At 68.0% G+C, this 17,223-nt stretch carries 16 protein-coding genes; 8 read left to right on the top strand and 8 right to left on the bottom strand.

Going from position 1 to position 17,223, the window contains the following annotated elements; translation table 11 throughout:
- Nucleotides 1-98: 98 nt before the first annotated feature.
- Nucleotides 99-752, bottom strand: a complete 654-nt coding sequence (locus PQB87_RS18735; RefSeq protein ID WP_027790373.1) for a peroxiredoxin — start codon at nt 750-752, stop codon at nt 99-101.
- A 286-nt stretch (nt 753-1,038) separates the two neighbouring features.
- Here PQB87_RS18735 and PQB87_RS18730 point away from each other — a divergent pair, with 286 nt between their 5' ends.
- Together PQB87_RS18730 and PQB87_RS18725 are read left to right on the top strand one after the other, a co-directional pair.
- Nucleotides 1,039-1,944 carry an HTH-type transcriptional regulator ArgP gene (locus tag PQB87_RS18730; RefSeq protein WP_021164296.1) on the top strand — a complete coding sequence of 302 codons (906 nt, stop codon included), beginning with the start codon at nt 1,039-1,041 and terminating at the stop codon, nt 1,942-1,944.
- A 166-nt stretch (nt 1,945-2,110) separates the two neighbouring features.
- A complete protein-coding gene (locus PQB87_RS18725; protein ID WP_059684048.1) occupies nt 2,111-2,323 on the top strand; it encodes a DUF1059 domain-containing protein in 213 nt (70 codons plus the stop codon).
- Nucleotides 2,324-2,437: 114 nt separating this feature from the next.
- Here the strand turns inward: PQB87_RS18725 and ltaE are convergent, their stop codons facing one another.
- The 3 genes from ltaE to PQB87_RS18710 all read right to left on the bottom strand — a co-directional run bounded on the left by ltaE (nt 2,438) and on the right by PQB87_RS18710 (nt 4,511).
- Entirely contained in the window at nt 2,438-3,451 is a 1,014-nt protein-coding gene (gene ltaE, locus PQB87_RS18720) for a low-specificity L-threonine aldolase (protein WP_059487550.1), read from the bottom strand.
- A gap of 165 nt (nt 3,452-3,616) precedes the next feature.
- The gene (locus tag PQB87_RS18715; RefSeq protein ID WP_060083809.1) at nt 3,617-4,171 is read right to left on the bottom strand and encodes a YMGG-like glycine zipper-containing protein; all 555 of its coding nucleotides are present in this window, start codon (nt 4,169-4,171) and stop codon (nt 3,617-3,619) included.
- Nucleotides 4,172-4,184: 13 nt separating this feature from the next.
- On the bottom strand, nt 4,185-4,511 hold the full coding sequence (locus PQB87_RS18710; RefSeq protein ID WP_021163569.1) for a hypothetical protein: 327 nt from the start codon (nt 4,509-4,511) through the stop codon (nt 4,185-4,187).
- A 502-nt stretch (nt 4,512-5,013) separates the two neighbouring features.
- Here PQB87_RS18710 and PQB87_RS18705 point away from each other — a divergent pair.
- The 3 genes from PQB87_RS18705 to PQB87_RS18695 are packed head-to-tail and all read left to right on the top strand — an operon-like array spanning nt 5,014 to nt 7,627.
- Nucleotides 5,014-6,435, top strand: coding sequence for a cytochrome ubiquinol oxidase subunit I (locus PQB87_RS18705; RefSeq protein WP_021163568.1), 1,422 nt, complete (start codon nt 5,014-5,016; stop codon nt 6,433-6,435).
- 30 nt (nt 6,436-6,465) lie between these two features.
- The gene (cydB, locus tag PQB87_RS18700; protein ID WP_021163567.1) at nt 6,466-7,473 is read left to right on the top strand and encodes a cytochrome d ubiquinol oxidase subunit II; all 1,008 of its coding nucleotides are present in this window, start codon (nt 6,466-6,468) and stop codon (nt 7,471-7,473) included.
- Nucleotides 7,445-7,627 carry a hypothetical protein gene (locus PQB87_RS18695; RefSeq protein ID WP_027790366.1) on the top strand — a complete coding sequence of 61 codons (183 nt, stop codon included), beginning with the start codon at nt 7,445-7,447 and terminating at the stop codon, nt 7,625-7,627. The genes cydB and PQB87_RS18695 overlap by 29 nt, the downstream gene beginning before the upstream one ends.
- Nucleotides 7,628-7,771: 144 nt before the next feature.
- Here PQB87_RS18695 and PQB87_RS18690 read toward each other — a convergent pair whose 3' ends face one another.
- Complete coding sequence (locus PQB87_RS18690) at nt 7,772-8,359, bottom strand: hypothetical protein (RefSeq protein WP_301863824.1); 588 nt, start codon at nt 8,357-8,359, stop codon at nt 7,772-7,774.
- Nucleotides 8,360-8,567: 208 nt separating this feature from the next.
- On the opposite strand from PQB87_RS18690, the gene PQB87_RS18685 reads away from it, so the two are divergent.
- Nucleotides 8,568-9,473, top strand: coding sequence for a LysR substrate-binding domain-containing protein (locus tag PQB87_RS18685; RefSeq protein WP_059523230.1), 906 nt, complete (start codon nt 8,568-8,570; stop codon nt 9,471-9,473).
- A gap of 76 nt (nt 9,474-9,549) precedes the next feature.
- Here the strand turns inward: PQB87_RS18685 and PQB87_RS18680 are convergent, their stop codons facing one another.
- On the bottom strand, nt 9,550-9,744 hold the full coding sequence (locus PQB87_RS18680; protein WP_021163564.1) for a YqaE/Pmp3 family membrane protein: 195 nt from the start codon (nt 9,742-9,744) through the stop codon (nt 9,550-9,552).
- 154 nt (nt 9,745-9,898) lie between these two features.
- Between PQB87_RS18680 and PQB87_RS18675 the strand changes: the two genes are divergently transcribed.
- The gene (locus PQB87_RS18675) at nt 9,899-11,044 is read left to right on the top strand and encodes a hypothetical protein (protein ID WP_111942683.1); all 1,146 of its coding nucleotides are present in this window, start codon (nt 9,899-9,901) and stop codon (nt 11,042-11,044) included.
- A gap of 90 nt (nt 11,045-11,134) precedes the next feature.
- On the opposite strand, the gene PQB87_RS18670 is transcribed toward PQB87_RS18675, so the two are convergent.
- Nucleotides 11,135-12,808: an alkaline phosphatase family protein gene (locus PQB87_RS18670; protein WP_373863133.1), complete on the bottom strand. Its 1,674-nt coding sequence runs from the start codon at nt 12,806-12,808 to the stop codon at nt 11,135-11,137.
- 318 nt (nt 12,809-13,126) lie between these two features.
- On the opposite strand from PQB87_RS18670, the gene PQB87_RS18665 reads away from it, so the two are divergent.
- Nucleotides 13,127-13,351, top strand: coding sequence for a hypothetical protein (locus PQB87_RS18665; protein WP_027790361.1), 225 nt, complete (start codon nt 13,127-13,129; stop codon nt 13,349-13,351).
- A 59-nt stretch (nt 13,352-13,410) separates the two neighbouring features.
- Here PQB87_RS18665 and PQB87_RS18660 read toward each other — a convergent pair whose 3' ends face one another.
- Nucleotides 13,411-17,193 carry a DUF748 domain-containing protein gene (locus tag PQB87_RS18660; protein ID WP_489243472.1) on the bottom strand — a complete coding sequence of 1,261 codons (3,783 nt, stop codon included), beginning with the start codon at nt 17,191-17,193 and terminating at the stop codon, nt 13,411-13,413.
- Nucleotides 17,194-17,223 lie beyond the last annotated feature (30 nt).

Here is a 17,223-nt window from a genome sequence, read left to right as displayed (position 1 = left end):
TGATGCGCATTGTCCGGCCCGGGCCGCCGCCGTCGCGGTTGCCGCGCGGGCCGCCCCGTCGTGGTCCTGCACTGCCGGCATCCGGCCGGCACGGCGCGTCAGCCCGGCTGCGTCACGTAACGCAGGTACGGCTTCAGCGTCCGGAAGCCCTGCGGATATTTCTGCTTCGCCGCATCGTCCGACACCGACGTCGGAATGATGACATCGTCGCCGGGCCGCCAGTTGACCGGCGTCGCCACCGTATGCTGCGCGTTGAGCTGCAACGCGTCGAGCAGGCGCAGCACCTCGTCGAAATTGCGTCCCGCGCTCATCGGATAAACGAGCATCGCCTTGACCTTCTTGTCCGGCCCGATGACGAACACCGAGCGCACGGTCGCGTTGTCGACCGCCGTGCGCGGGCCGCCGCTCGCATTCGGATGAATCATGTCGTACAGCTTCGCGACCTTCAGCTCGTCGTCGCCGATCAGCGGATAGTTGACCGCGTGACCCTGCGTCTCGGCGATATCCGCCACCCACTTCCGGTGATCGCTGACCGGATCGATCGACAGCCCGATGATCTTCGTGTTGCGCTTGTCGAATTCCGGCTTGAGCCCGGCCATGTAGCCGAGTTCGGTCGTGCATACCGGCGTGAAATCCTTCGGATGGGAAAACAGGATCGCCCAATGGTCGCCGATCCATTCATGAAAGCGGATCGTTCCCTCGGTGGTCTCCGCGGTGAAATCGGGCGCGTCCTCGCCTAGTCGAATCGACATGTTCGTCTCCGTCAAATGGGAATCGTCACGACGCCCGCGCCGCGGCTTGCGCGCGACGCGCGATCGTCCGCGCGCGGAGTGCAGGCATGGCACATGCCCGGGTTCCGCGCGTTCATATAGCCTAGTTCAAAATGCGCGCGCCACCGGCATGCGGTGTGCGCGATGCCTTGGCCGATTCCGACGACGAATGCGGCACGGCAGCACGATGCGCCGCTTTCGGGCGCGCGTGCGGGCTGCCTTACACTAGCGGCTCCTCTCGTCTTACGTTCACAGGAATGCCACCGACATGTCGATGACGATCGATCCGAAGCAGGCCGCCGCACTGCTGGCCGTCGCCGACACGGGCAGCTTCGAGCAGGCGGCCGTGCGCCTGCACGTGACCGCGTCGGCCGTCACGCAGCGGGTCCGCGCACTGGAAGCGAGCCTCGGCACGCCGCTCGTGCTGCGCACGCGGCCGTGCCGCCCGACGGTGGCCGGGCAGCGCGTGCTGCAGCACCTGCGCCGCGTCGCGCTGCTGCAGGCCGACCTGCAAAGCACGCTCGCGACCGAGCGCGAATCGCCGATCTCGGTCACGATCGCGCTCAATTCCGACAGCCTCGGCACGTGGTTTCTCCCGGCACTGACGTCCGTACTCGCCGGCGAGCGCATCCTGTTCGAGCTGATCGTCGAAGACCAGGACCACACGTTCGCGCTGCTCGAAAGCGGGATGGCGGTGGGCTGCGTGACGACCGAGCCGAAGCCGATGCGCGGCTGTCTCGCGACGCCGCTCGGCACGATGCGCTACCGGCTGCTCGCGGCCGCCGCGTTCGCGGTGCGCTGGTTCCCGCGCGGGCTGAACCGCACAAGCGCGCGCAAGGCGCCCGTCGTCGCGTACTCGCGGCGCGATACGCTGCAGTCGTCGTTCCTGAAGGAGAAGTTCGGGCTGCCCGAGGGCGCCTACCCGTGCCACTACGTGCCGGGCACCCATTCGCACTTCGCGGCGGTGCGGCACGGGCTCGGCTACGCGATGGTGCCGGAGCCGCTGATCGGCGCCGCGCCGCTCGACGCGCAGGGGCTCGTCGATCTCGCACCCGCGCATCCGACCGACGTCACGCTGTACTGGCACGCGTGGACCGTGCAGTCGCCGACGATGGCGTCGTTGTCCGAACGCGTCGTCGAGGCGGCACGCCGGCTGCTCGCGCCGCTGCCGTGACGCGCGGGTGATCGACACCGCCAGGGTGGTGCATGGCGCGCGGCGCGGTACGCATTGCGGCGAGAAACCCTGCCGCGCCGCCTATACTTTTTCCATCGGCCTCGCGAACGCACCGCGCGGCCGATCATGCACATCCGGCCGTTCCCTTTCCCGCAAGGAGAACATCATGTCCCGCCGCTATATCGATTGCCGCGAGTTTCCCAGCGCGACGCATTGCTCGGTCGCGATTTCCGCCGACTCCGACAACGAACTGCTGGAGGCCGCCGTGCAACACGCGGTGCTGGTGCACCAGCACACCGACAGCGCCGAACTGCGCACGCAACTGAAAACGCTGTTCCGCGACGGCACGCCCCCCGCCGACGCACCCCGGCAAGCGTAATCCGCCGGCTCGCCCGATATCGACAGACGGGTTGCCTCGTCGCCCCCGTCGCCTCTTCGCTCCCAGCTTCGCGCCACGTCGCGCCGGCTCTCCCGCCGGCCGGCGCATTCCCCGTTACGCGCGGCGCTGCGCGAAATACGCGCCGACCGCGTCGATGAAGGTATCGATGTCCGCGCGCGACACGTCGCAGTGCGTGACGAAGCGCGACGCGTACAGCATCTGCGTGAGGATCCCGCGTTCCTTGAGCCACGCCTCGAGCGGCGCGCAATCGGCTTCGGGGAATTGCGCGAACACCATGTTCGTCGCGTGCGACAGCACCTTCACCGCGTCGATGCGCGCGAGGCCTGCCGCGAGATGCGCGGCGTTCGCGTGATCGTCCGCGAGCCGCTCGACGTTGTGGTCGAGCGCATACAGGCACGCGGCCGCGAGAATGCCCGACTGCCGCATCGCGCCGCCGAGCACCTTGCGCCAGCGCTGCGCGCGCTCGATCAGCACGCGGTTGCCGACCAGCACCGAGCCGACCGGTGTACCGAGCCCTTTCGAGAAGCAGATCGACACGGTGTCGAACGGCGCGCACAGCTCGGCGATCGAACGGCCCGACGCGACGGCCGCGTTGCACACGCGCGCGCCGTCGAGATGCAGCGCCAACCCGCGGCTGCGCGCGAACGCGGTGGCTTCCTGGACATAGCCTTCCGGCAAGACCTGGCCGCCGATCGTGTTTTCGAGCGCGAGCAGGCGCGTGCGGGCAAAGTGATTGTCGATCGGCTTGATCGCCGCGGCGATCTTCGCGAGCGGCAACGTGCCGTCCGGCGCGTTCTCGATCGGCTGCGGCTGGATGCTGCCCAGCACGGCCGCACCGCCGCCTTCGTACTTGTAGGTATGCGCGAGCTGGCCGACGATGTACTCGTCGCCGCGTTCGCAATGGGCCATCAGCGCGGCGAGGTTGCTCTGCGTGCCGCTCGGGAAGAACAGGCCGGCTTCCTTGCCGGCCCGCTCGGCCATCACCGCCTGCAGGCGCAGCACGGTCGGGTCGTCACCCCATACGTCGTCGCCGACTTCGGCGGCAGTCATCGCGGCCAGCATTGCCTGGCTCGGACGTGTCACGGTATCGCTGCGTAAATCGATCATCGCTGAGTCCTGGGTAAACGCGGACCGGAACCGATGCGCCCGGCCCTGCCGAAACGAGACTCAGAGTGTACGCAATTCACGCAGCGTGTGTGCGCCGACGGCCGACGGTGAACGCAAGCACGGCGCACCGGCACGCGATGCGGCACGCCGCCGCCCGGGCCGCCGTCAGTAGCGCGGCGGCGGCGGCTGGACACCCGCCGGCGGCATCGGCGGCGCCGCGCGCGGTGCGCCGCCGTATCCGCCACCGCCGTATCCACCACCGCCACCGCCGCCGCTCATCCCGCCCGGCACCGGCACGCGGTTGCCGGTCGCGTACATGCATTGCAGGTAACCGTAGTCGTAGCGGCGCTGGATGTCGTAGGCCGAGCCTTGCGCCGCACCGGCACCGACCACGCTGCCCGCGAGCAGCCCCGCGCCTGCGCCGACGGCCGCACCCGTGCCGCCGTTGAACGCCGCGCCGGCCGCCGCCCCGAGTGCTGTGCCGACGGCCGCGCTGCCGACCGCGCTCGCGGTCGATGCCTGCCCGGCACTCACGCCGCCCGATTGCTCGAACGCGTATTGACGGCAGTTCGCATCGTCGGCGCGGAACTGGTCGAACGACTTGCCGGTGCCGGGCAGCGCCATCACGCTCGGCCCGGTCGGCATGTACGCGCACGCGCCGAGCAGGCCGGCCAGCGCCAGCGCGGCCGGGACGCGCAGTGGTCGAAACAGGGATTTCATCGTCGCGCCTCCGTCACTGCGGCCGTGCCGGCACCGATCGCCAGCCCGACTTGCAGGTCTTCACATGCGGGTAGTAATGCTTCGACGCGTCGCAGTAGTACCAGACGTTCGCGTCGCCGTCGTCCTGCGGCTGCCCTTTCTCGACGTACTCGGGCGGCGGCCCCGGGTCGACGGGTACCGCGACGACGGGCGGCGGGTAGTAATAAGGCGCAGGGACGACGGGGTAGTAATACGGGTAGCCGGGGCCGATATAGACCCCGACCCGGGCGGCATGCGCCACGCCGCCCGTCGCGATCGCCACTGCGGCCACCGCGCCCAGCGCGAGCTTCAATCCATTCACGTCACGTTCTCCGGCTGGCGGTTCGTCGATGCGAACCCGACATACCGAACGCTACGCCGCGCTCGATCCGTCATCCATTACGGGCGCACGCGCCAATGTTGCGCGGCGTTACCGGTGTGACAGCCCCCATCGCCCGCGGCCCGCCGGCACGAGCGGGTGCGTTACGCGATAACGCACCGCAACGGTTCGGCCGCGCGCGGGCGCCGAGGAGTGCGGTGTTGCGCAGCGTTCGCGCCCGGATCGAACCGTTCCGATGACGCGACGCGCCATATTGACGCACGTGCGTCAGACCGCCACGCCGCGGCCGCGCGCGCCGCAAGCAGCCTTCTTGATACGAATCAACGATTTACCCCGGAATCGCGCGCGACGGGCTGGACATCTGCGACGAGTTGGCGCATTTCGCGGTGCAACATCGCGGCCCATACTCCAGCCAACCCCGACGCCCGTCCGCCGGGGTCCGCCGGCACCCGCCGGCGGGTATCGTCAGCCTCGGTCAACTGGTATGGACACCGCTCTTTCGGCCCTCGATCTGGCCCGCCTGCAATTCGCGTTCACCGTCTCCTTTCACATCGTCTTTCCGGCGCTGAGCATCGGCCTCGCCAGCTTCATCGCCGTCCTCGAATATCGCTGGCTGAAAACCGGCAAGCAGTACTACAAAACCCTCTGCCTGTTCTGGTCGAAGATCTTCGCGGTCGCGTTCGGGATGGGCGTCGTTTCCGGCGTCGTGATGAGCTACCAGTTCGGCACGAACTGGTCGGGCTTCTCGAGCTTCGCCGGCGCCGTCACCGGGCCGCTGCTGATGTACGAGGTCATGACCGCGTTCTTCCTCGAGGCCGGTTTCCTCGGCATCATGCTGTTCGGCTGGAACCGCGTGAGCCCACGCGCGCACTTCGGCGCGACGCTGATGGTCGCGATCGGCACGCTGATCTCGACGTTCTGGATTCTCGCGTCGAACAGCTGGATGCAGACGCCGCAGGGCTTCGAGATCGTCGACGGCCGCGTCGTGCCGACCGACTGGTTCGCGATCATCTTCAACCCGTCGTTCCCGTACCGCCTGTTCCACATGGCGATCGCCGCGTTCATCGTCGCCGCGCTGGTGGTGGCCGCGACGGGCGCATGGCACCTGCTGAAGGGCCGCCGCGACAAGGGCGTGAAGAAGATGTTCTCGATGGCGCTGTGGCTGCTGCTCGTGCTCGCACCGCTGCAGGCCGTGATCGGCGACCAGCACGGCATCAACACGCTGAAGCACCAGCCCGCGAAGATCGCCGCGATCGAAGGGCTGTGGGAAACCGAGAAGGGCGGCACCGCGCTCAACCTGTTCGGCATCCCGGACATGAAGGCGGAAACGACCCGCTACGCGGTGAAGGTGCCGCACCTCGGCAGCCTGATCCTCACGCACAGCTGGGACGGCGAGATTCGCGGGCTGAAGGACTTCCCGCCGGAAGACCGCCCGAACTCGACGGTCGTGTTCTGGAGCTTCCGGATCATGGTCGGCCTCGGCATCGCGATGATCGGCCTCGCCGCGCTCGCGTGGCTCCTGCGCCGCCGCGGCAGCCTGTATGAATCGAAATGGTTCCAGCGCTTCGCGCTCGTGATGGGCCCGACCGGCTTCGTATCGCTGCTCGCGGGCTGGGTCACGACCGAAGCGGGCCGCCAGCCGTGGGTCGTGTATGGCGTGATGCGCACCGCGCATGCGGTGTCGCCGCTGTCGGTGCAGCAGGTCAGCCTGTCGATGATGACGTTCGTGATCGTGTACTTCCTCGTGTTCGGCACCGGCGTGTACTACATGCTGAAGCTGATGAAGGCCGGCCCCGCGCTGCCCGACGTGAAGCACGACCCGAAACACGACATGCCCGACACGCGCCCCGATCACACCGCGCGCCGCCCGATGTCGGCCGTCGACGAGCTGATCGAGACCGTCTGAGCCCACCCCATTCCGCATACGAGAAAACCTATGGACGTCACCGTAATCTGGGCCGCGATCATCGCATTGGGGCTCTTCATGTACGTCGTGCTCGACGGCTTCGACCTCGGCATCGGCATCGTCTTCCCGTTCTTTCCGGACGAGAAGGAACGCGACCTGATGATGAACACGGTCGCGCCCGTGTGGGACGGCAACGAGACGTGGCTCGTGCTCGGCGGCGCCGGGCTGTTCGCGGTGTTCCCGGTCGTCTATTCGACCGTGCTGTCGGCGCTGTACCTGCCGCTGATCTTCATGCTGGTGTGCCTGATCTTCCGCGGCGTGTCGTTCGAGATCCGCGCGAAGGCGCGGCGCACGAAGCAGCTGTGGGATCTGGCGTTCATCGGCGGCTCGGCCGGCGCGACGCTGTTCCAGGGGATCGCGCTCGGCGCGTTCCTGCAGGGCATCAACGTGAAGGACGGCGTGTTCGCGGGCGATGCCTTCGACTGGCTCACGCCGTTCAGCCTGCTGACCGGCCTCGGCCTGATCGTGACCTACGCGCTGCTCGGCTGCTGCTGGCTCGTCGCGAAGACGGAAGGCGACCTGCAGCGGCGCCTCCATCGCGTCGTGTGGCCGCTGACGCTCGTGCTGCTCGGCTTCATCGCGGTCGTCAGCCTGTGGACGCCGCTGCAGGACCCGGCCATCGCACAGCGCTGGTTCGATTCGGGGCTGTTCTGGCGCCTGCTGCCGGTGCCGTTCCTGGTCGCCGCGTGCGCGGTATGGATGCGCCGCGCGGTGCGCAACCGGCATGACATGACGCCGTTCGTGCTCGCGCTGGCGCTCGTGCTGCTCGGCTACGTCGGCCTGCTCGTCACGCTGTTCCCGTATGCGATTCCTCAGACGATGACGATCTGGGAAGCCGCGGCACCGCGCTCCAGCCAGACCTTCACACTGGTCGGCGCAGCGGTTATCCTCCCGATCATCATCGCCTACACGACGATGGGTTACTGGGTATTCCGAGGCAAGGTGCGCCATGAAGACCAGCATTACTACCACCACTGATTCCGCCGAACACTCCGCCGCCGCGGCCCCCCGGCCGCGGATGCGCGGCTGGATGTGGTTCGTCGTCCTGTGGGCCGGCGGCGTGATCGGCGCCGTCACGCTCGGTTACGCGTTCAAGATCTTCATGAACCTGACGCTGTTTGCGGTGAAGTAGGCCCCTTCCGCGTTGCACGCCGGGGCGCATGCCGGGCCCGTTCCGCGCAATCCGCCTCCGGCGCGCCACCGTCGCCACCGGCACGCCGCCGTGGCGATCCTCCTCCCCGGCATTCACGCTTTCACGCGCCGGCGCGTGCCCCGCTCACTGCTCGCACTTCGTCGCGCACATCGCCTTGTCCACTTCCGCGAAGAACGCCTGGTAGTACTCGGGCTCCATGACGGTCTTGGTACGCGAATCGCCGGCGCTGTCCCACACCGTACGATCGAATCGCGCCCGCACGATCGCGACGTGCGCGTCCCGCCCCGCCCGAACCGTCACGATCGCGGCCACGCGTTCATGATCGGGCTTCGTCGGCAGCATCCCGATACGCGCCTTCAGCGCGCCGCGCAGCAGCTGACGCCACTTCGGGATCAGCGTGTCGCTGCGCCCCGCTTCCACCAGCCCCGAATCGCGATCGACCGTCACCGGCGCATAACCCTGCGCGCGCAGCGCGCCGGCCACCGCGTCGAGCGCGCGCGCCTGCGTCGCGTCCGCATAGCGGCGGTCGCTGAGCATGCGCAGCGTCTGCTGCTCGGCATCGGTCAGGTCGACTTCGGTCTGGCTCGAGCTGTAGCGCACCAGCGATCCGCCGTTGCCGATCTGCCGCTCGTTGTCGGCTTTCGTCGCGCATCCGGTCAGCGCCGCGAACAGCCCGGCACAGGCGAGCGCCAGCGCGCCGCGGCCGCGCATGGGCGGCACCGCGGCCGGGCGGTTCGTCGCACGACGTGCCGCGCGCCGGACGCGAAGACGGTGGCGAAATCCGGTTGCCCGGGCGTCGGGTGGCGATATGATCGTCATCGGGGCGTTCTCTCCTGTCGGCGCCATGATAGGGAGGCGCCCCGGCCGCCACAAACGACATTTTTTGACCCACTGTGTAGCTTTTCTTCGCGATCTCACGATGCGCCGATTGCCGCCCCTGAATGCGCTGCGCAGCTTCGAAGCTGCCGGCCGCCTGCAGAGCCTCACCCTCGCCGCCGACGAGCTGAACGTGACCCAGAGCGCGGTCGCGCAGCAGATCCGCGTACTCGAATCGTTCTTCGGGCAGAAGCTGTTCGAACGCGACGGGCGCTCGTTGCGGCTCACGCCGCGCGCGCGGCATTACCTCGTCGACGTCGCGAGCTGCCTCGGCCGGCTCGCACAGGCCACGGGCCAGATGCTCGAACCGGTCGGCGGCCATCCGGTGCGGATCAACACGTCGGTGTCGTTCGCGCATGGATGGTTGCTCACGCAACTGGCCGCGTTCCAGGCCGGGCATCCGGATATCGACGTGCAACTCGTCACGACGCCCGACACCGAACGCGACCAGTTCGACGAAACCTGCGACATCGTCATCCGCCGCTATACGCCGGAGCTGCGCCGCAAGGGGTTCGTGTCGCGGCCGCTGCTCGCGACCGTGGCGGTGCCGGTGTGCGCGCCCGGCCATCCGGTGCTCGATGACGCGCGCACGCCGGCCGACCTGCGCAACGCGCCGCTGCTGCATTACGCGGGCTTGCCGCAGGCATGGCAATACTGGTTCCACCAGGCGGGCTCGGTCGTCACCGAGACGCTGCGCGGGCCGTTCTATCGCGAGTTCTTCCTGATGACCAAGGCTGCCGCAAGCGGGCTCGGCGTGTGCCTCGCGCCGCGCGCGGTCGTGCGCGACGATCTCGAGCACGGGCGGCTCGTCGCGCTGTTTCCGGAAGTCCACCTGGAAGGGCCGCCGTTTCATTGCCTGTATCGCGACGACGGCGATGCGTCGCTGCGCACGTTCGTCGACTGGCTGTTCGCGCGGGCGGAGGCGCTGGAAGGGGCGCCGCCGGGATAGCCGGCGACGCGCACGGAACTCGCCGCTTCCGCTGCCGGATCGACGAAGCCCGGTATACGGGGGATCGCCCGGGCGCTTACTTTTGCCCGCGCAGCGCCGCTTCGATCTTGCGATCGGTCTTGTACTGGCTCAGCGCATACACCGACCAGATCGCGGCCGGCAGCCAGCCAACGATCGTGATTTGCAGGATCAGGCAGATGATCCCGGCGATCGGGCGGCCGATCGTGAAGAACTGGAACCACGGCAACAGCAGGGCAAGCAGAAGGCGCATGAACAAACCTCTCGGTGCGTCGTTGAACGGGTGATGCGTGGCGAATATGCCGGTACGGGCGACAGAATTCAAGCCGTTCGTCGCGATACCCGCCTGCTACACTCGCGCGTCGTCAAACGAAGCACGACGAGAACAACAACGGAGAAAGAGGGCAATGAACACCCCGTCGTCACACCACGGCCACGAGCCGCCCGCCATCACGCACGCGAAGAAGGCCCGGCACCGCTGCGCGGCCGTCGCACTCGCCGCGCTCACCGCGCTCGCCGCCGTCGGCGTCGCGCACGCCGAAACGAAGCCGACGACGCGCTACGCGATCAACCTGACCGGCGACAGCGGCAGCGAAATACCGCTGAGCAGCGAGCCCTACAGCTGGACCACGCACGACGGCAAGGTGCTGTCCCAAGGCGTGACCGATGACAAGGGGCATGCCGCCGTCGCACGGCAGGCGGGCGAGACGCACTATGTGCTGGAGACCGTCAACACCCGCTGGATCTACACGGTCGACAACGCGTGCTGGGCGCGCCGCGACGCCGCCTTCGCCCGCTGCGCGAAACTGACCGACGCCGTCAACCTGGTCGCGCAGCGCATGGCCGACGACGCGCACGACGAGCAGGCCGCGGCCGCCCGGCGCCGCGATGCCGCGCTCGCCCGTTACCGCGCGGCCGCGGCGGCCAACGACGACGAACTCGTGTGGCTGGGCCCGCTGCCGGCCGAATGGTCGAGGGACGACGTCCAGAAACAGCTCGACGACGTGTACGGCAAGATCAAGCACGAGCTCGACAATCTCGGCGATGCCGACATCGACGTGTCCCGCTTCGTGTGCAGGTCGCCCGACCAGATCGGTCCGGCTCCGGACCAGCAGGCCGTGATCGACTACATGAGCAGCCTGCGCGAACCCGGCTCGACAACGCCCGCGCAGTGGACGGCACTCGTCGAGGCCGCGCGCAAGGGCAACTGGCTCGCGCGGCTGCAGATCTTCGTCGCGCTCGGCTCGCGCCCGAAGGACGACCTCGTGTCGGTCTACCGGCGTATCCAGCTGATGGGGTGGCTGCAGGCGAACCACGTCGGTGCGCTGTACACCTACTACCTGGGCGAACTCGCCGCAACCGGCTATTTCGAAGGGCCCGGCCCCGGCGCCACGTCGCCGATTCCGTTGTATGCGGCGATGCACGGCAGTTATGCGGCGATGAAACGCGCGGGCGATTCGCTCATGGCGCGGGACGAGCCGGACGTGCAGGCAATCGGCAAGCGCATGCACGATTGCGCGCTGCAGATGATGCCGGTGCTGTTCGCGAAGTAGACGCAGGCAGCACCTCACGCGGCACCTCACGCGACACACCGGCCGCCCGCCGCGCGGCCGGCGGCGGGCAGTCCTGCGGCTTCGCGTCGCTCAGCGACCGATACCGAGCCCCGGCAGCACGCCGGTATTCTCGGCCACCACCGCATGCAGCAGGCGCGGGTCGGCACCGAGCAGCCCGAGGATCGTCGGCGCGACCTGCTTCGTGCCGACCGTGTCGGTCACCGTGCGCGCGCGATGCAGGCCCGGATACGACACGAGCAGGCCGAGATGGCTGTCGTCCGGCGCGTTGCCGCCGTGCTCTTCGTCCTTCTTCGTGCTCGACGTATAGATCACGCCCGGATTCGGCTGGACGACGATGTCCGGCGTGCGGCCGTTGGCCGGATCGCCGAACCGCTCGGCGAGCGCCGCGCCGTACAGGATGTACGCCTGCGGGCCATCCGCGCAGATCCCCGGCGCATTGCAGCCCAGGTTCGCCTTCAGCGTCTGCACGACGGCCGTGCGCTGGTTGCGGTCGCGCAGCCAGATCAGGCCGACGTCGTCGGTCTGCACGAAGCCCGTGCCGACCAGGCCCGAACCGTCGTTCAGGTTGCCCGTCTTCGTGTTGTTCTGGCCGAAGTTGCCGTTCGGGTCGAGATAGTTGTTCGCTTCGAGCAGCTTCGTCAGCGTGTCGCCGTTCTTCACGAGCTTCGTGTGATCGGTCGGCGACTGGCCATGCTTCGACGTGACGATCACGGCCGTCGACGAATACAGGTTCGCCTGCTTCAGCGCCTCGACGACATGGCCGATCGCGTTGTCGACGTACGTGATCGCGTTCGCGACCTGCCCGTTCGGCGTGAAGTTCGCGTCCAGATAACCGCCGCCCTTCGTCACCACCGCCTTCTGCGCAACGCTCAGCGTCTGGAAATCGGCGCCGAACAGCGTCGGCACCGGCGCGCGCTTCGTGCCCGTCGAGTCGCGGCCGTTGATCTGGTTGACCAGCGCCTGCACGTGCAGGTTGTCGAATTGCGCGGTATGCGAATAGACGTCCGTGTAGTCCGTCTGGGTCGCCGGGTCGATCGAGTTGATCTCGGTGCGCGCGAGATCGTCGACGCCGGTGCCCGACGGCCCGTTCAGCCAGTCGTAGCCCCATGCGTGCTTGTCGGCCCACGCGGTGGTCGCGTTCGGGATGCCCGCCTTCACGGCCTCGAACACCGTGTTGGTCTTCACGTAGTTGTGCGGATAGACCGGCACGCACTTGCCGTTGACCTTCGCGTTCGGGATCGCCTGCGGATTGAATGCGCCGCCGCCGTTCAGGTGAACCAGCGCGCCGCCGTTCTCGGCGTCGATGCCGGTCGTCTCGTCGAACACGACGTTCCAGCCCTGCTTGCCCGTGCAGCTCGTGTCGCCCGGCGCGTACAGGTTGCGATCGTACGACACGTCGTAGAACAGGCCGGCCGTCTTCGGCGAGCCGCCGGTCACGAGCGCGGCGAGGCCCGGAAACGAATCCGACAGGCCGGGCGTATAGGCATTCGTGTAGGTCACGCCGCTCTTTGCGAGCACCGCGATATTCGGGCACGTGTTCGCGCCGATGCAGCGCGCGAGATCCTGCTCGTGCAGGCCGTCGATGCTGATCAGCAGCACGTGCTTCACGACGCGGTTCGCGTGGCCGCGGTCCTCGCCCTGACGGTTGCCGTCCTGCGGCGCCGCATGCGCGCCCGCGCCTGCGAGCGCCAGCGCGCCCGCCACCATCCCCACCCACTTCCGCTGCTTACCAAGGAAATACATGATCACCCCACCTCATCGATTGACGTTGAACTGCGTGACTTGCCATCAGGCGCGCAAGAATATGGCTGCGCCGTGGGTCGTTCGCATGAAGCGGGGCTTTCTGTTTTCTATCAAACGTAACCAATCGCAAGTGACACGATGCGGTCGCAAACCAACGTGGCCGGGCGCACGTTGCGGACTCGCGCGCTCACCGGCAAGCACCGCCCCGGTGCATCGGCCAGACCGTCCGCGGCGTCACCCGCCGCACGATTTTTTTTCCGGCTTGGCGCGCGACTATTGGCGTGTGATAAAGGGTTTTCCCTGACCCGGAGCAAGAGTATGTCGACCCTGGAAGCCCTCCGGTTCGTGCTGGACGATGCACGCACCCCCGAAATCATTCGCCACCACGTCGTCGACGCGTTGCAGTACGCGTTGCGCAACTACGGACAGGTGTTCACCGCGAAGGAAGTCGAATGGCTGGCGCAGTGGGACGACGCACGTCTGCCGCTGGCCGCGAAGAAGGAATTGGGCAAGCGCGAGGAACCGGCGATCGCCGCGCGCTGAAGGCAGCGCGCCGCCGCGCCCGAACGGAGGAACGGGCGCAGCGGCGGCGGACGGCCTGCTTACTGCAGGCCGAAATCGACGCGGGTGGTCGCGCCCTTGTCGTCGATGCCCTTCGCATCGAGCTTCGGCGCGACGACGAACACGCGGCTCGAATCGATCTTCCCGTCGAGGTACTGGCGCACGGCCTGCGCGCGCTGCTGCGCGAGCGCACGCAGCGCGTTGTCGTCGGCCGGCGCGTGTTCGGCGAGCGCCTTCTTCATGTCGGCATCGGGCAGCGTCTTCTGCAGGCCGATCAGGTTGCGCGGCTTCTTGAAGTCGGCGGCCTTGTACGCGCGCGTCAGGTACTTGCTGTACTCGGCCGGCTCGACCTTCACCGACATCGGGTCGATGCTCTCGCCCTGCCCGATCACGTCCTTCAGCTTCTGCTGGCGCACCAGCCGCTCGACATACGCGTCGCCGAGCCCCGACGTGTCCTTTGCCGGGTCGACGCGGCCGATCAGGTCGAGGCGGATCGACGGCTTCTCGGTCAGCATCTTCACGACGGTGTCGAGCTTCTTCTGCTGCGCGTCGTCGAGCTGGTACGAGCCCGGCGCGAATTCGACGTAGCCGAGATCCTCGCCGCCGCTGCCGAACGCATGCGCGAGCAGCGAGAACGGCGACGTGACGGCCTTCGCGATCAGGTTCAGCACCGCGCGCCAGATCAGCCCGCCGACACTGAACTCGGGGTTCGACAGCGAGCCCGACACCGGCAGGTTCACGTCGATCTGGCCACGCGTGTTCTTCAGCAGTGAAATCGCGAGCTTCACCGGCAGCCTGGTCGCCGTATCGTTCTCCACATGGTCGCCGAACGTGAGCTGGTCGATGAAGATGTGGTTGTTCGCCTTCAGCTGGTCGTTCGCGAGCTCGTAATGCAGGTCGACGTTGAGCTTGCCCTTCGTGATCGGGTAGCCCGCGTACTTCGCGGAATACGGCGTCAGGTTGGTCAGCTCGATGTCGTGCGCGGTCGCGGTGAGGTCGAGCGCCGGTTTCTCGATCAGCGGGTTCACCGAACCCTTGATCGAGATCGGCCCGTTGCCCGCGAGGTTCGCGGCGACGTCGACCGGCGCGGAGGTCGTCGAATCCGTGCCGAACGCGCCGACCGTGCCCTTGATCGCGACCAGGTTCGCCGTGTAGTTCGGCTTGATGAAGTTGTCGGTGTAGGTGACGCGGCCGTTCTGCAGCAGCAACTCGCCGAAATGCATCCGCACCGGGTTCTGCGGCGGCTGCGCGGCCTTCACGACCACCGTCGCCGACGCGGCGGCCGGCGCGGACGCCTGCTGCGCGGCGGCCGCCGGCGGCGTCACGCCCGGCGACAGCGGCACCGGTTCGCCCTTGCTCGCGTCGCGCGTGAGCGACTGCGCCGGGCCCGTCTCCTTCGCGACCACGTCCTTCAGGTTCAGCCGCCCCTGCGCGTCGAGCAGCACGCGGCCGTAGAAGTTCGAGAACGTCACGCGCGCGGCGTCGACGTCGGTGCCCTTCTCGTCGTAGTTCGCCTTCAGGTTTGTCAGCGCGAGCGAGCGCCAGCCCGCGAACGGGTCGGAGGTCGCCTTGTCGAGCATCCGCACGTCGACCAGCGCGACGTCGCCGCGATAGGTCGCGCGCGGGGCGTCCTTCACCTGCGCGAACGTGAGGTTGCCCTGCGCGTTGAGCAGCGCGCTGGCGATCGTCGCGTTCAGCGCACTGCCGAAGTACGGCTCGAACGCGGCCGCGTCGAGGCGGTTGCCGTTGATCTTCAGGCCGAGCTTCAGCGGCTGCGCGGTCACGTCGCCCGTCACGTTCAGCGAGCCCTTGCGGTTCAGCGTCGCCTTCAACTGCACGGGCAGCGGCTTGCTCATGTCGTCGCTGATCTTCTGCACCGACAGTTCCAGCGGCTTGATCGCCAGCTTCACCGGGCGCGGCGTCGACAGGTCGGTGAAGTTCGCGGACGAATCCTTCACGTTCAGCGCATCGATCCGGTAATGCCACGACGGCGCGGCGGCCTCGGCCTTGCGCGCGACCGTGCGCTTCGGCACCGACGCCTGCGCGGGTTCGGCCAGTGCCGCGAGGTCGATCCTGCCGTCCTTCAGGCGCTGCACGTCGAGCGCGAGCCCGCTGGCGTCGACGCTCGCGATCTCCGCGGTGCGCGCGGCAACGTCGACCTTCGCGATTTTCGCGCTCGCGTCGGGCAGCACGATCGCGGGCGCCTTCGCGTCGGGCGTCGCGATCTTCAGCGACTTCAGGCTGACCGTGCTGTCGGCGACCTGCGCGGCGAGCGGCGTCTTGCCCCAGTCGGCCTTCGCGTTGACGGTGGCGCCGAGCGTGCCGTCGAGCACGCGCGCACGCGTGGCCTCGCCGAGGTACGGTTGCAGCGCCGGCAGCGCGAGTGCGGCGACCGTCAGCTTGCTGTCGGCCTGCTTCTCCGCGAGATTGAACGTGCCTTCGGCCGTCACGTCGCCGCCGCGCGACAGCGACGTCGACAGCGTGTATTTCGCGGGGGTCTTGCCCTGCATCGAGAAGCCGTCGAGCGTCGCGGCGAGCTTCGTGAGCGACAGCGCGGTCGGCGTTGCCGGTACGCGGTCGTCGACGTTGACGGTGCCGCCGTCGATCGCGAAATGGCGGATCGTCAGGTCGAGCGGCGGCGCCGCCTTCGCGACGGCTTCGACCTTTGCGCCGCTGGCGGCGGCTGCCGCAGCCACGGAAGCGGGCGCGGCGCCCGGCGCCGCCGGCTTGCCCTCGGCAGCGTTCGATGCGGCTGCCGGCTGCGCGGCGAGCTTCTCGACGTTCAGCACGCCCTGCTTGTCGCGCGACAGGTCGACCACCGGCTGGTCGATCCGGATCTCGTCGAAGTGCAACGCGTTGCGCAGCGGCTCAAGGCTGGCCGCCGCGACATGCACGCCGCGCGCGGCGAACAGCGGCGCGGACGCGCGGTCCGTCACCTTCGCGTCGTTCAGGTCGACGGTGCCCGATACGCGCAGCGCGGGCGTCTCGCCGCTCATCACGAAATTGACCTTGAGGTCGCTGCTCAGCAGGCCGCTCGTCACGGCCACCGGCAGCTTCGCGGGCACGTACGAGATCAGCTTCGGCACGTCGAGGCCGTCGAATTTCAGCGCGATTTCCGATTCGCGCGACTGCGCGAACGGCTTGGTCTTGCCGTCGATCGCAATCGGGCTGCCGTCGAAGCGCGCGCGCAGCTTCGGCTCGACGAAGATGTCGGTCTTCGATGCCAGCGTCGCGATATACGGAATGCCGAGCGTCCAGTTGTCGACGACGTGCTTTTCGTTCAGCAGGCGGTCGTCGAAATCGATCCGGCCGTTGTTGACCTGGATGTTCGACACCGAGAACTGCGTCGGCTTGCTTTCCGGTTTGGGCGACGGCGTCGAGAATTTCTCGATCAGGTCGGTGAAATTGAAGCGCTGCGCATCGTAGCGGACGATATGGAACTGCGGCGAGTCGAGGCGGACTTCATTGACGATCGGCGCACCGCGGAACAGCGACGACCACGACGGCCGCACGACGAGCTTCGCGATGTCGATGAAGTCGCCCTGGCCACCCTTGTCGCCGAGATGGATGCCGTCGGCCTCGAGGTTCAGCGTGTACGGGTTCAGCGCGATGCGCCGGATCGTGGCGGGGCGGTCGAGCTGCTGGCTCAGTTGCTGTTCGGCGATATGGCGGATCAGCGGCGGCGCCGCGAAGAACCCGAGCAGTCCGAATAAAACGAGGAAGATCAGCAGGCCGAGGCCGATGCGCCGGGTGCGGCGCGAGCGTGCAACGCCACCGAGGGCATGGAGGGTCGAGGATACGGTTTCTTTGTCTGCGCTTGCCATGCTTGAATGCCTCGGGATGGGATGCCGGCC

The sequence above is a fragment of the Burkholderia sp. KL41 genome, assembly GCF_057005415.2.
The sequence above is the reverse complement of the archived record's forward strand: the minus strand, read 5'-3'. Positions and strand labels throughout refer to the sequence as shown.